Below are 13,100 nucleotides of genomic sequence, written 5' to 3' on the forward strand. Positions count from 1 at the left end.
TCTACCCCGATTGCGCCGGCCCTGCCGCCCCCGTCGCGCTCAGCGGTGGCCGCGGCCCTCGCGGCCGGAGCCCGGCGCCGACAGCTCGATGCGGTTGCGGCCCTTGGCCTTGGCCAGGTACAGCGCCTGGTCGGCCAGCGACAGCAGCCGCGCCAGCTCGTAGCCGCCCTCCTCGCTGGTGGCCACGCCGATGCTGACGCTGAGCAGGCCATCCGCGACGAACGGCACCTCGGCGAACTCCCGGCGGATGCGTTCGGCCACCTGGCAGGCGGCTTCGGTGCCGGCGCCGATCAGCAGGCAGGCGAACTCCTCGCCGCCGATGCGCCCGAACACGTCCTGGCGGCGCATGCGCGAGGCGGTGATGCGGCTGAACTCCTGCAGGGCGCGGTCGCCCACCGGGTGGCCGTAGGCGTCGTTGAGGCGCTTGAAGTTGTCCAGGTCGCAGACCAGCAGCGCCACCGGCTCGCCACGCTCGGCGCACAGGCGCAGCAGGCGCTCGCCGGAATCCATGAAGGCGCGGCGGTTGCCGATGCCGGTCAGGGGGTCGCTCAGGGCCGCCGAGCGGAACTTCAGCTCGGCGCGGTCCTTGACCATGGTCAGGGTGGTGAAGGCCAGGCCGACGGCGACCAGCATGGTCTCGAACACCAGCAGGGTGAACAGGGTGGTGTAGGTGCCGGAGGGCACCACCGGCACCTCGCCGCGGTCGACGAAGATGCGCAGGGTATAGAAGCCGGCGTGGAACAGCAGCAGGGCCAAGGTCGGCCGCAGCGGCACCTCCAGGCGCTGGCGGCTGCGCCACAGCTCGGCGGCGGCGAGCAGGCAGTAGACCACGGTCAGCGCCGAATGGACCTGGATGCGCAAGACCATCGACTGCAGGAAGGCCGGCCACAGGCACAGCAACAACCAGATCACGGCCCCCGCGGCCACGCCGGGCCAGTAGGGCGAACGCCCGGCGAACACCCGCATGCTGGTCCACAGCAGTGCGCAGGAAAGCGCCACCACCATGTTGCCGGCGACGATGGCCAGCAGCTCCAGGCCGAAGCTGCGCAGGGCGATGAGGAAGGTGGACAGCGCCCCGAGCAGGAGCATGGCGGCCATGTAGCCGAGGGTCGGCTCGCGGCGCCCACCGTACCAGGCGAAGAACATCAGCACGCCGACCAGGGCGAGGATGTACAGGTCCACCAGCAGCAGGGTGGGCAGGCTCAGCGACATGCGCCCTCCTTCGGCATCCCGCGCGCAGGCGACGTAGGGTCGACGGAAGGAGAAAGATCAACGGCGCGCATGAACGGATACCCGGCCGGCCTGAAAAGGGTGTGGGAATGTTCCCTACTCTACGCGTCCGGCGTCGATCGCGGAACGCCTTCACAACCGATCGGTCAGCTTTGCCCGCGCCGCCGCCCCGGCCATGGCTTGCGGCGGGCCGGCGACGGCCCTAGAGTCGCCCCACTGCCCGACTGATGGAACCCTTCGATGAACGCCACCGCCAAACCCCTCGCCGGCCTCAAGGTCGTGGAACTCGGCACCCTGATCGCCGGCCCCTTCGCCGCGCGCCTGTGCGCGGAGTTCGGCGCCGAAGTGACCAAGATCGAGTCGCCCGACGGCGGCGATCCGCTGCGCAAGTGGCGCAAGCTCTACGAGGGCACCTCGCTGTGGTGGTTCGTGCAGGCGCGCAACAAGCGCTCGCTGACTCTCAACCTCAAGCAGGAAGCCGGCCGCGAGGTGCTGAAGAAGCTGCTGGCCGAGGCCGACATCCTCATCGAGAACTTCCGCCCCGGCGTACTGGAGAAGCTCGGCCTGGGCTGGGATGTGCTCCACGCACTGAACCCGAAGCTGGTGATGGTGCGCCTGTCCGGCTTCGGCCAGAGCGGCCCCTACAAGGACCAGCCGGGCTTCGGCGCGGTGGGCGAATCCATGGGCGGGCTGCGCTACATCACCGGCTTCGAGGACCGCCCGCCGGTACGCACCGGCATCTCCATCGGCGACTCCATCGCCGCCCTGTGGGGCGTCATCGGCGCGCTCATGGCCCTGCGCCACCGCGAGGTCAACGGCGGCCAGGGCCAGGTGGTGGACGTGGCGCTGTACGAGGCGGTGTTCGCCATGATGGAGTCCATGGTCCCGGAGTTCGACGTGTTCGGCTTCATCCGCGAGCGCAGCGGCAACATCATGCCCGGCATCACCCCGTCCTCGGTGCACACCACGGCCGACGGCAAGCACGTGCAGATCGCCGCCAACGGCGACGCCATCTTCCGCCGCTTCATGCTCGCCATCGGCCGCCAGGACCTGGCCGACGACCCGCAACTGGCAAGCAACGACGGCCGCGATGCGCGGCGCGACGAGCTGTACGGGGTGATCGACCGCTGGGCCCGCTCGCTGCCGCAGGAAGAGGTGCTGAAGGTGCTGAACGAGGCCGAGGTGCCGGCCAGCCGCATCTACTCCGCCGAGGACATGTTCAGTGATCCGCAATTCCTCGCCCGCGAGATGTTCCTCTCGGCGAAGCTGCCGGACGGCAAGCCCTTCAAGATGCCCGGCATAGTGCCCAAGCTCTCGGAAACCCCCGGCTCGGCAGAGTGGATAGGCCCGAAGCTGGGCGAGCACAACGACGCAATCCTGGCGGAGTTAGGCTACGACGCCGGACAGATCGCCGCGCTACGGCGGGATGGGGCGGTCTGATAGCGGTGAGCACACTGCTCTTGTAGGAGCGAGCTTGCTCGCGAACTGGAGTCACCGGTGACTTCGACGCCATGGCTTGGCTCCGCCCCTCTCCCCGCCCCTCGGCTGCGCGCCCCGCCCTGAAGGGAGAGGGGACCGTTGGGCAGATGTGGGTGTTTCGGCGTTAGCCGGCTAGCACGGAAATTACCGGCTGAAACCATTCCTCCTCTCGGCACGGACCAGCCCCCTCTCCCTTCAGGGAGAGGGTTGGGGAGAGGGCACTCTTCAGGTCAAGCGCCGAGATTGCCGGCGAAGCCCCATTCGCGAGCAAGCTCGCTCCTACGAAAAGAACGGAACCACCCGACTGATCCGCACTGGAAAATCCACTACCTGATCCTTTCGGCGCCTATTCCGGGCGCCCCGCAGAGGAGAAGGCTCCATGGAGATGAACCAGCACCGCCTGGACACGCTGCGCAAGCTGGCCCAGGGCATCGACCCGCGTAGCGGCCTGCCGCTTCCCGAGGAGGATGCCTGCCAGGCGCCGGAGGTGATCCGCGCACTGTTCCAGGCCATCCAGGCCCTCGAAGCCCAGAGCAAGGTACGCCCGCCGCCGGAGCAGGCCGGCAAGCCCTGGAGCGAGGAAGAGGAACAGGCCCTGCTGCAGCGCTTCGACGAGGGCGAACCCATCACCGCCATCGCCCGCGCCCATGGCCGCACCACCGGGGCCATCCGCGCCCGCCTGGTGCAGTGCGGGCGCCTGTAGAAACACGAATGCCGCCGTCCCGGGCCGGGGCGGCGGCATTCGCGATGGAACCGGCGGGGCTCAGGTGTCGTAGCTGAGCACCTGGGCGGCGCGCTGGCGCAGAGCGTGGATCACGTCATTGCAGATGCGCCCCTCCTGCACCGCCAGGTCGCGGCTGATGGCCTCCAGCGCCTCCTGGCTGCTGCGCTCGTCGGCCAGCTGTTCGCCACTGAGGACGCGACGCAGGACGACCTCGCCTTCGGAAGTGCTCAGGCTCAGCACCCGGCCACCGTCCGGACGCGCGGGGCCGAGATCGTGGGCGTACTGGCTGAAGATGGCTGCGAGCAGGGGCTCGAGTCGGTCCATGGGGTTCTCCTGGGATACAACGGATACGTCAGGAAAAGACCTCTATCTGAAGGAAAAAGTTCAATAACCTCAGATATTTGCCCCGAAAACGAAAAAGCCCGCCAAGGTGGCGGGCTCTTCCTGCGGCCGGTTTAGAGCGGCTTGCCGCGGTTGCCGTGGGCGCTGACGAAGGCCTGGACCTTGGCCAGTTCGTTGGGCAGCACGGTGCAGCGTTCCTCGCGCTGGAACAGGTCGGCCAGGTGCGCCGGCAGCGCCGGGGCCGCCTCGATGCCGGCCTTCTCCACCGCTTCGGGGAATTTCACCGGGTGCGCGGTGCCCAGGGTGACCATGGGGATGGCCAGGCTGCGGCGGCATTCGCGGGCGGCGCGCACGCCGATGGCGGTGTGCGGGTCCAGCAGTTCGCCGCACTCGGCGTAGACCTCGGCGATGGTCTGGCAGGTCTGCTCGTCGTCCACCGCCAGGGAGTCGAACAGGCGGCGCGCCTCGGTCCAGCGGTCATCCTCGACGGACAGCTTGCCGGTGGCCTTGAAGCCGTCCATCAGCTCGGCGATGGCCTTGCCGTTGCGGCCGTGCAGGTCGAACAGCAGGCGCTCGAAGTTGGACGAGACCATGATGTCCATGGACGGCGACAGCGACGCGTGCAGGGTGTCCTTGTCGTAGCGGTTGCCGGACATGAAGCGGTGCAGGATGTCGTTGCGGTTGGTCGCCACGATCAGTTGGCTGACCGGCAGGCCCATGTTGCGCGCCAGGTAGCCGGCGAAGATGTCGCCGAAGTTGCCGGTGGGCACCGAGAAGGCCACCGAACGGGCCGGCGCGCCGAGCTGGATGGCGGCATGGAAGTAGTAGACGATCTGGGCCATGATCCGCGCCCAGTTGATCGAGTTGACCGCCACCAGGCGGGTGCCTTTCAGGAAGCCCTGGTCGGCGAAGCTGGCCTTGACCATCTCCTGGCAGTCGTCGAAGTTGCCTTCGATGGCGATGTTGTGGATGTTTTCGCCGAGGATGGTCGTCATCTGCCGGCGCTGTACCTCGGACACGCGGTTGTGCGGGTGCATGATGAAGATGTCGACGTTCTCGCAGGCCTTGCAGCCTTCGATGGCCGCCGAGCCGGTGTCGCCGGAGGTGGCGCCCATGATCACCACGCGCTCGCCGCGCTTGGTCAGCACGTGGTCGAGCAGGCGGCCGAGCAGTTGCAGGGCGAAGTCCTTGAAGGCCAGGGTCGGGCCGTGGAACAGCTCCAGCACCCACTCGTTGCCGTTCAGCTGGCGCAGCGGCGCCACGGCGTTGTGGGCGAAGACGCCGTAGGTCTCCTCGAGGATCTTCTTGAAGTCGGCGTCCGAGATGCTGCCGGCGACGAACGGGCGCATCACCCGGAAGGCCAGCTCGTGGTACGGCAGGCCGGCCCAGGAGGCGATTTCCTCGACGGTGAAACGCGGCAGGTTTTCCGGCACGTACAGGCCGCCGTCGCTGGCCAGGCCAGCCAGCAGCACGTCTTCGAAGTTCAGCGCGGGCGCCTGGCCGCGGGTACTGATGTAGCGCATGTTAGAAACCTTTCTTGAAAACCGATAAAAGCGCTGGAGGCTTGAGGCTGGACGTAGAAGCCTTCTCGTCCAGCCTTCAGCCTATAGCCTTACGCGAGCTGCTCTACACGAATGCGTACGACGTTGCCGACCACGTCATCCAGCGCTTCCAGCGCGGCGATGGCTTCGATGATGCGGGACTCGAGCACGCGGTGGGTAACCAGGATCATCGGCACCAGACCGTCATGCTCTTCGACTTCCATCTGCATGATCGATTCGATGTTGATGCCGCGCTCGGAGAGGATGGTCGCCACCTGGGCCAGTACGCCCGGGTGGTCCTTGGCCTGGATGCGCAGGTAGTAGGCGCTTTCGCAGGCTTCGATCGGCAGGATCGGGTGGTCGGAGAGCGAGTCCGGCTGGAAGGCCAGGTGCGGCACGCGGTTCTCCGGGTCGGTGGTGAGCACGCGGACCACGTCGACCAGGTCGGCGACCACCGAGGACGCGGTGGGCTCCATGCCGGCTCCGGCGCCGTAGAACAGCGTGGAACCGGCGGCGTCGCCGTTGACCATGACCGCGTTCATCACGCCGTTCACATTGGCGATCAGGCGGTCGGCCGGGATCAGCGTCGGGTGCACGCGCAGCTCGATGCCGGCGTCGGTGCGGCGGGCCACGCCCAGGTGCTTGATGCGGTAGCCCAGGGCCTCGGCGTAGTTCACGTCGGCGGTGGTCAGCTTGGTGATGCCCTCGGTGTAGGCCTTGTCGAACTGCAGCGGGATGCCGAAGGCGATGGACGCCAGGATGGTCAGCTTGTGCGCGGCGTCGATGCCCTCGACGTCGAAGGTCGGGTCGGCTTCGGCGTAGCCCAGCGCCTGGGCTTCCTTGAGCACGTCGGCGAAGGCGCGGCCTTTCTCGCGCATCTCGGTGAGGATGAAGTTGCCGGTGCCGTTGATGATGCCGGCCAGCCAGTTGATGCGGTTGGCCGCCAGGCCCTCGCGGATCGCCTTGATCACCGGGATGCCGCCGGCCACCGCGGCCTCGAAGGCGACGATCACGCCCTTTTCGCGGGCCTTGGCGAAGATCTCGTTGCCGTGCACGGCGATCAGCGCCTTGTTCGCGGTGACCACGTGCTTGCCGTTCTCGATGGCCTTGAGCACCAGCTCATGGGCCAGGGTGTAGCCGCCGATCAGCTCGATGACCACGTCGATTTCCGGGTTGTTCGCCACGTCGAAAATGTCGGCAGTGATGGGGGTGCTGCCGGTTTCGCATTTCGGATTGGGGCGACGGGCGGCAATCTGCGCAACCTCGATACCACGCCCGGCACGGCGGGCAATCTCCTCGGCGTTGCGTTTGAGTACATTGAAGGTACCGCCACCGACGGTCCCCAACCCACAGATTCCCACTTTCACCGGTTTCACGCTGAAACTCCCCATCATCGCGGCAAACGGGGTACGTCCCGGCCCGCGGCGCATGCGCGGCGAGGGCGGGGACGTACCGTACGAAGGCCGGGCGAACGCCCGGCCTCATGGTTAAAGGAACCGCACATTACGAAGCGGCTCCCTATTAGTCAAATCAGGCGCAGGGCCCGATTCACTTGGTGTCCAGCACCAGCTTGGCGATTTCGCCGGCGCTCTGGTAACCCGGCAGCATCTGGCCGCTTTCGAGGATGATCGCCGGGGTGCCCTGCACGCCGACCATCTGGCCCAGCTGGAACTGCTTGTCCACCGGGTTGGGGCACTGCGCGGCCTTGATTTCCTTGCCGTGGAACATCTCGGTCATGGCCGCCGCGCGGTCCTTGGAGCACCACACCGCCTGCAGCTGCTGGTCACCCGGGGACTTCGGCCCCTGGCGCGGGAAGGCCAGGTAGCGCACCTCGATGCCGCGCTTGTTCAGCTCCGGCACCTCGGAATGCAGCTTCTGGCAGTACGGGCAGGTGGTGTCGGTGAACACGGTGATGTGCGCCTTGGCCTTGCCCTGGGCGGGGAACACCACCATGTCGCTGGCCGGCAGCGCATTGATGGTCTTGGCCACGCCGGCCGCCTCGGCGACCTCGGTGATGTTGGTGGCCGCGCCGTCCTTCACCTGGTAGATGTTGCCCTGCACCACGAAGTTGCCGTCGACGCTGGCGTAGAGCACCCGGCCGCCCTTGAGCTGGACCTGGTACAGGCCCTGCACGGGGCTGGCGCTGATGGTTTCGATGGGCAGGTCGGGCTGCAGCGACTGCAGGGTCTTGCGGATGGTCTGGTCGGGCTCGGCGGCCAGGACGAGGGTGCTGGCGAGGCCCAGGGCCGCGGCAGCCAGGAAACGGGACAGACGCATGGAAAACTCCTGTGGATGAACCTCGCAGCCTACCACAGCAGAGCCTGCGGACCGAACCGCGAGCTTGTAGCACGAGGCTTCAGGGCGCGCCGTTGGTCGATCAGGTCAAGCGGCGGATAACGCGAACGGTTGTTCGTCCTACACCAGACAGGCCTATCTTGCCGGCTGCGCCGAGGCGCTTTTCGTAGGATGGGTTGAGCCTTGGCGAAACCCATGCGGTCGTGGTGATGGGTATCGCTTCGCTCAACCCATCCTACGGGGGTGTCCGGCCCATCGCGGACGGAGTCCGCTCCTACGCTCAACCGCGCGGGTGGTGCTGGGCGTGCAGCTCCTGCAGGCGCGCGCGGGCGATGTGGGTGTAGATCTGCGTGGTCGACAGGTCGCTGTGGCCCAGCAGCATCTGCACCACGCGCAGGTCGGCGCCATGGTTGAGCAGGTGGGTGGCGAAGGCGTGGCGCAGGGTGTGCGGCGACAGCGACTTGCCGATGCCGGCGACCTTGGCGTGGTGCTTGATGCGGTACCAGAAGGTCTGCCGCGTCATCTGCTCGCCGCGCAGGCTGGGGAAGAGCACGTCGCTGGGGCGGCCGCCGAGCAGGTCGTCGCGGGCGTTGCGCAGGTAGCGTTCGAGCCAGACGATGGCTTCCTCGCCCAGCGGCACCAGGCGCTCCTTGCTGCCCTTGCCGAACACCCGCACCACGCCCTGGCGCAGGTTGAGCTGTTCGAGGGTCAGGCCGATCAGTTCGCTGACGCGCAGACCGCAGGCGTAGAGCACTTCCAGCATGGCGCGGTCACGCAGGCCCAGCGGGTCCTCGGTCTCGGGCGCGGCCAGCAGCGCTTCGACGTCGGCCTCGGACAGCGACTTGGGCAGCGGCTTGCCCAGTTGCGGCAGTTCCACCTGCAGGGTCGGGTCCTCGGCGATGAGCCCCTCGCGCAGGCAGTAGCGGTAGAAACCGCGCACGCCGGAGAGGAAGCGCGCGGTGGAGCGGGCCTTGTAGCCCTGGGCCAGGCGCCAGGCCAGGTGGTCGAGGATCAGCTCGCGGCCGGCGCGCTCCAGGCTCACGCCCTGCTCCTCCAGCCAGCCGTTGAACAGCGCCAGGTCGCTGCCGTAGGCCAGGCGGGTGTTGTCGGCAAGGCCTTTCTCCAGCCAGAGGGCGTCGAGGAAACGGTCGATCAGCGGGTGCGCAACGGGATTCACGGCGGTTTTCGGATTCTAAAGCGGACGGGGCGCAGCTAGTCTTCCACAGGCAGGCCGTCCGCGGCCAGCCATCCCCTCGTCAAGGAATCCTCCGCATGGATGAAACCCGAGTTCTGCTTTCCCTCGGCGGCATCGGCGCCGGCGCCCTGCTCTGCCAGTGGCTGGCCTGGCGCCTGCGCCTGCCGGCGATCCTTTTCCTGCTGCTGTCCGGCATTCTCGCCGGCCCCCTGCTCGGCCTGCTCGACCCGCAGGCGCTGTTCGGCCCGCTGCTGTTCCCCCTGGTCTCGCTGTCGGTGGCGCTGATCCTCTTCGAAGGCAGCCTCACCCTGCACTTCAGCGAGTGGCGCGAGATCGGCAAGGTGGTGCAGCGCATGGTCACCTGGGGCGCGCTGCTGACCTGGGGCGTGATCGCCCTGGCGGTGCACTGGCTGCTGGACTTCAGCTGGGAGATGGCGCTGCTGTTCGGCACCCTCACCCTGGTCACCGGCCCCACGGTGATAGTGCCGATGCTGCGGGTGGTGCGGCCGAAGGCGACCATCGCCAACATCCTGCGCTGGGAGGGCATCGTCATCGACCCCATAGGCGCGCTGCTGGCGGTGGTGGTCTACAGCTTCATCGCCGCCAGCGACACCGGCAGCGGCTGGCGCCACAGTCTTGGCGCCTTCGCCGGGGTGATCGCCTGCGGCAGCGCCTTCGGCATCCTCGGCGGCCTGGCCCTGGGCCAGGTGCTGCGCCGCCAGTGGCTGCCGGACTACCTGCACAACCTGGCCGCGCTGTCGGCGGTGCTGGGCATCTTCATCGGCGCCAACCTCACGGTGCACGAGTCCGGCCTGCTGGCGGTGACGCTGATGGGCATGTGCCTGGCCAACATGAAGGGCGTGGACGTGCGGCAGATCCTGCACTTCAAGGAGAACCTCAGCGTGCTGCTGATCTCCGGCCTGTTCATCGTCCTCGCCGCGCGCCTGGACCTGTCCGCCCTGCTCGGCCTGGGCCCGGCGGCGCTGCTGGTGCTGGCGCTGATCCAGTTCGTCGCCCGCCCGCTGAACGTGCTGGTGAGCAGCGCCGGCTCGTCGCTGAACTGGCGCGAACGGGCGCTGCTGGCCTGGATCGCCCCGCGCGGGATAGTCGCGGCGGCGGTCTCGGCGATCTTCGCCATCCGCCTGCAGGAGGCCGGCCACGAGCAGGCCCAGTTGCTGGTGCCGCTGACCTTCCTGGTGATCATCGGCACCGTGGTCCTGCAGAGCGCCACCGCGCGGCCCCTGGCGCGCCTGCTGAAAGTGGCGGAGCCGGCGCCCAGCGGCTTCCTCATCGTCGGCGCCAACCCGGTGGCGCGGGCCATCGGCACGGCGCTGAAGAACGCCGGCAGCCGCGTGCTGCTCACCGACTCCAGCTGGGAGAACATCCGCGCCGCGCGCATGGACAACCTGCCCACCTACTTCGGCAACCCCACCTCGCAGCATGCCGAGGCGCACCTGGACCTGGTCGGCCTCGGCCACCTGCTGGCCCTGTCGCCCTCCGGCGAGCTGAACACCCTGGCCTGCATGCGCTTCCGCCACGAGTTCGGCGCGCGCCTCTTCAGCCTGACCAGCGGCCAGGAGAGCCGGCGCACCGACAAGCACCGCGCCAGCGACCAGCACCGCGGGCACAACCTGAGCCCGCGCGAGCTGAGCTACCCGCAGTTCGCCGGCCTGCTGTCCCGCGGCGCCGAAGTGCGCAGCACCCTGCTCAGCGAGAGCTTCGGCTGGGAGCAGTACCAGGCGCTGTACGGCAACGCCGCCACCCTGCTGTTCGCCCGCGATCCCTCGGGCTGGATGCACGTGGCCAGCAGCACCCGGCCGCTGAACCCCGCGGAGAGCTGGCTGGTGATAGCGCTGATCGAGGAAGGCGCCCACGCGGCCGGCAAGGAGGACGACCGACAGTCGGAATGATCCGGGATCGGCTGGCGAATCGTCCGTCAGCCTATCCTAAGATGGGTGACAGGGCGGGGTGTCGGAAGCAATGATTGCACCACGCCATCATTCTTTCAGTTCCACGGTCCACAACCATGCCCAACACCCAGAATTCCCGCCTCGGCCAGATTCTCGTCAGCAAGGGCCTGATCAGCGCCGCCCAACTGGACCAGGCGATCCAGTTGCAATTGCGCAACGGCCTGCGCCTGGGGGAAACCCTGATCGCCCAGGGCTGGGTCAGCGAACGCCAGGTCAGGCAGGCGCTGAAGAAGCAGAACAACCTGCGCCTGGCCGCCACCCTGGTGGCGGCCCTGCTCGGCCCCTTCCAGCTGGCCAGCGCGGACATCCAGCGCCAACAGGCCCCGGCGATCAGCCAGAGCCACCAGCAGCGCGGGCTGAAGCCGCTGAGCGACAGCGAAATGAGCAGCATCAATGCCCAGGGTTTCGATGAAACCCTGCAGAGCCTGTTCGTCAGTGCCGAGGCCGGTGACGGCGTGGGCACCATGAAGCAACTGGCGCGCCTGGTGCTGCCGGTGGTGGACAGCCTGCAGGCCGAGACCTCGATGAAGGACGTGGTCTACGACACCGAACACATGGCCTCCAGCCTCAACCCCGACGGCTCGATCAGCCTGCGCCTGCCCAGTTCCATCGGCGAGATGCGCTTCGACAACATCCGCGTCGCCGGCGCCCCGCAGAGCCAGAGCATGGGCAGCCTGAGCCTGCAGGACATCGACCTGTCCCAGGCCTCGCTGCACGTCAGCATGCGGCCCTGAGGCGACCGGAAAGCCCGCTCCTACCATACCGGTGGGCATGGCTTTTCGTAGGAGCGAGCTTGCTCGCGAACAAACGCGGTGCCATGCGGTTCGCGAGCAAGAACTAGGCGTCCCCCTCGATCCTACGAAGAGCATCTCGGCGCAGCCGGCAAGCGTGTAGGGCGTATAACCGTTCGCGGTTATACGCCGTTTGACCTTGGCTACCGCTCCGCTCGGTTCCGGGCTTGTCGTGGGCCGACATTCTCCCAGGCTCAGCCATGGCGTAGCCGACGGGATGGGTGTAGCGGCGTACAACCGCGAACGGTTGTACGCCCTACGGTTCCAGGGAGACACAGGCAGGGCCCGCTCCTACAGGCGTCCCCGGCAAATCGCAGGCATGAAAAAAGCAGCCCGAGGGCTGCTTTTTTCCGGATCGACTGGGAGTCGTGGACTCAGACCAGTTTTTCCTTGATGCGCGCTGCCTTGCCGGACAGTTCGCGGAGGTAGTACAGCTTGGCCTTGCGCACGTCGCCGCGACGCTTGACGCTGACGCTGTCGACCAGCGGGCTGTAGGTCTGGAAGGTACGCTCTACGCCTACGCCGTTGGAGATCTTGCGAACGGTGAACGCGCTGTTCAGGCCGCGGTTGCGCTTGCCGATCACGACGCCTTCGAAGGCCTGCAGACGCTGACGGTCGCCTTCCTTCACTTTCACCTGGACGATTACGGTGTCGCCGGGGGCGAACGCCGGAATCTCTTTGTTCATCTGTTCAGCTTCGATCTGCTGAATGATCTTGTTGGTCATCTCAGTGCTCCTAAGACAAGCGCTTGGCGCTCGCCATCGATACGTTAACTATCGTCCCGCTGGCGGATGTATTCCTCCAGCAGCTTCTTCTCTTCTCCAGAAAGCGAGCGGCAATCCAGAAGATCGGCACGTCGTTCCCAGGTCCTTCCTAGGGACTGCTGCAAACGCCAGCGCCGGATGTGTTCGTGGTTGCCGCTTAGCAGCACCTCGGGAACACGTTTGTCTGCGTACACCTCGGGTCGGGTGTAGTGCGGACAGTCGAGCAGGCCGTCGGTGAACGAGTCCTCCTCGGCGGAGTCCACGTGGCCCAATGCACCGGGCAACAACCGTGTGACCGCGTCGATCAACACCATGGCCGGAAGCTCACCCCCGGACAGGACATAATCGCCAATCGACCATTCCTCATCCACGTGCTCTTCGATGAAGCGCTCGTCGATGCCTTCGTAACGCCCGGCTATGAGGATCAACCGTTCCTCGTTCGCCAGTTCCTTCACGGCCGCCTGCGTCAGTTTGCGGCCCTGCGGCGACAGGTAGATCACCTTCGCCGGTCCGCCTGCGGCTTGCCGGGCATCGCCCAGTGCGCCTTCCAGCGGCTTGATCTTCATCACCATCCCCGGACCACCGCCGAAGGGCCGGTCGTCCACCGTCTGGTGACGGTCATCAGTGTTGTTGCGTGGGTTGAAACACTCGAGCCGGATCAGCTCCTGTTTCACCGCACGGCTGGTGATGCCGTAGTCACTGATGGCGCGGAACATCTCCGGAAAGATGCTGATGACTCCGATCCACATGGGTTGAAACTCCTACCCTG

At 67.1% G+C, this 13,100-nt stretch carries 12 protein-coding genes; 4 read left to right on the plus strand and 8 right to left on the minus strand.

Features of this window, described 5'->3' with window-relative positions; all coding sequences use genetic code 11:
* Nucleotides 1-39: 39 nt before the first annotated feature.
* Complete coding sequence (locus tag BM060_RS07645) at nucleotides 40-1,212, minus strand: GGDEF domain-containing protein (RefSeq protein WP_074978887.1); 1,173 nt, start codon at nucleotides 1,210-1,212, stop codon at nucleotides 40-42.
* Between the two features lie 258 nt (nucleotides 1,213-1,470).
* On the opposite strand from BM060_RS07645, the gene BM060_RS07650 reads away from it, so the two are divergent.
* Nucleotides 1,471-2,670 (plus strand): CaiB/BaiF CoA transferase family protein, encoded by a 1,200-nt coding sequence (locus tag BM060_RS07650; protein ID WP_074978889.1) that lies wholly within the window; start codon nucleotides 1,471-1,473, stop codon nucleotides 2,668-2,670.
* A gap of 418 nt (nucleotides 2,671-3,088) precedes the next feature.
* Nucleotides 3,089-3,412: a hypothetical protein gene (locus tag BM060_RS07655; RefSeq protein ID WP_083426737.1), complete on the plus strand. Its 324-nt coding sequence runs from the start codon at nucleotides 3,089-3,091 to the stop codon at nucleotides 3,410-3,412.
* Nucleotides 3,413-3,472: 60 nt separating this feature from the next.
* Here BM060_RS07655 and BM060_RS07660 read toward each other — a convergent pair whose 3' ends face one another.
* The 5 genes from BM060_RS07660 to xerD all read right to left on the minus strand — a co-directional run bounded on the left by BM060_RS07660 (nucleotide 3,473) and on the right by xerD (nucleotide 8,788).
* Nucleotides 3,473-3,757 (minus strand): DUF3509 domain-containing protein, encoded by a 285-nt coding sequence (locus BM060_RS07660; RefSeq protein WP_074978892.1) that lies wholly within the window; start codon nucleotides 3,755-3,757, stop codon nucleotides 3,473-3,475.
* A 131-nt stretch (nucleotides 3,758-3,888) separates the two neighbouring features.
* A complete protein-coding gene (gene thrC / locus BM060_RS07665) occupies nucleotides 3,889-5,298 on the minus strand; it encodes a threonine synthase (protein WP_061562593.1) in 1,410 nt (469 codons plus the stop codon).
* Nucleotides 5,299-5,387: 89 nt separating this feature from the next.
* Nucleotides 5,388-6,692, minus strand: a complete 1,305-nt coding sequence (locus BM060_RS07670) for a homoserine dehydrogenase (protein ID WP_024128495.1) — start codon at nucleotides 6,690-6,692, stop codon at nucleotides 5,388-5,390.
* Between the two features lie 172 nt (nucleotides 6,693-6,864).
* Entirely contained in the window at nucleotides 6,865-7,593 is a 729-nt protein-coding gene (locus BM060_RS07675; RefSeq protein WP_074978894.1) for a DsbC family protein, read from the minus strand.
* Nucleotides 7,594-7,891: 298 nt separating this feature from the next.
* A complete protein-coding gene (gene xerD / locus BM060_RS07680; protein ID WP_074978898.1) occupies nucleotides 7,892-8,788 on the minus strand; it encodes a site-specific tyrosine recombinase XerD in 897 nt (298 codons plus the stop codon).
* Between the two features lie 95 nt (nucleotides 8,789-8,883).
* On the opposite strand from xerD, the gene BM060_RS07685 reads away from it, so the two are divergent.
* Together BM060_RS07685 and BM060_RS07690 are read left to right on the plus strand one after the other, a co-directional pair.
* Nucleotides 8,884-10,716 (plus strand): cation:proton antiporter, encoded by a 1,833-nt coding sequence (locus tag BM060_RS07685; protein WP_074978900.1) that lies wholly within the window; start codon nucleotides 8,884-8,886, stop codon nucleotides 10,714-10,716.
* Nucleotides 10,717-10,832: 116 nt separating this feature from the next.
* Complete coding sequence (locus BM060_RS07690) at nucleotides 10,833-11,510, plus strand: cyclic di-GMP-binding domain-containing protein, MshE-related (RefSeq protein WP_074978902.1); 678 nt, start codon at nucleotides 10,833-10,835, stop codon at nucleotides 11,508-11,510.
* Nucleotides 11,511-11,941: 431 nt separating this feature from the next.
* Here BM060_RS07690 and rplS read toward each other — a convergent pair whose 3' ends face one another.
* On the minus strand, nucleotides 11,942-12,292 hold the full coding sequence (gene rplS / locus BM060_RS07695) for a 50S ribosomal protein L19 (RefSeq protein WP_009616363.1): 351 nt from the start codon (nucleotides 12,290-12,292) through the stop codon (nucleotides 11,942-11,944).
* A gap of 44 nt (nucleotides 12,293-12,336) precedes the next feature.
* On the minus strand, nucleotides 12,337-13,080 hold the full coding sequence (gene trmD / locus BM060_RS07700) for a tRNA (guanosine(37)-N1)-methyltransferase TrmD (RefSeq protein ID WP_009616361.1): 744 nt from the start codon (nucleotides 13,078-13,080) through the stop codon (nucleotides 12,337-12,339).
* Nucleotides 13,081-13,100: the final 20 nt, after the last annotated feature.

The organism is Pseudomonas citronellolis (genome assembly GCF_900112375.1).
Lineage (GTDB): Bacteria > Pseudomonadota > Gammaproteobacteria > Pseudomonadales > Pseudomonadaceae > Pseudomonas > Pseudomonas citronellolis.

Coding starts and splice junctions, on each gene's coding strand:
- BM060_RS07645 (WP_074978887.1), bottom strand. CDS start 1,212: ATGTCGCTGAGCCTGCCCACCCTGCTGCTGGTGGACCTGTACATCCTC.
- BM060_RS07650 (WP_074978889.1), top strand. CDS start 1,471: ATGAACGCCACCGCCAAACCCCTCGCCGGCCTCAAGGTCGTGGAACTC.
- BM060_RS07655 (WP_083426737.1), top strand. CDS start 3,089: ATGGAGATGAACCAGCACCGCCTGGACACGCTGCGCAAGCTGGCCCAG.
- BM060_RS07660 (WP_074978892.1), bottom strand. CDS start 3,757: ATGGACCGACTCGAGCCCCTGCTCGCAGCCATCTTCAGCCAGTACGCC.
- thrC (WP_061562593.1), bottom strand. CDS start 5,298: ATGCGCTACATCAGTACCCGCGGCCAGGCGCCCGCGCTGAACTTCGAA.
- BM060_RS07675 (WP_074978894.1), bottom strand. CDS start 7,593: ATGCGTCTGTCCCGTTTCCTGGCTGCCGCGGCCCTGGGCCTCGCCAGC.
- BM060_RS07685 (WP_074978900.1), top strand. CDS start 8,884: ATGGATGAAACCCGAGTTCTGCTTTCCCTCGGCGGCATCGGCGCCGGC.
- BM060_RS07690 (WP_074978902.1), top strand. CDS start 10,833: ATGCCCAACACCCAGAATTCCCGCCTCGGCCAGATTCTCGTCAGCAAG.
- rplS (WP_009616363.1), bottom strand. CDS start 12,292: ATGACCAACAAGATCATTCAGCAGATCGAAGCTGAACAGATGAACAAA.
- trmD (WP_009616361.1), bottom strand. CDS start 13,080: ATGTGGATCGGAGTCATCAGCATCTTTCCGGAGATGTTCCGCGCCATC.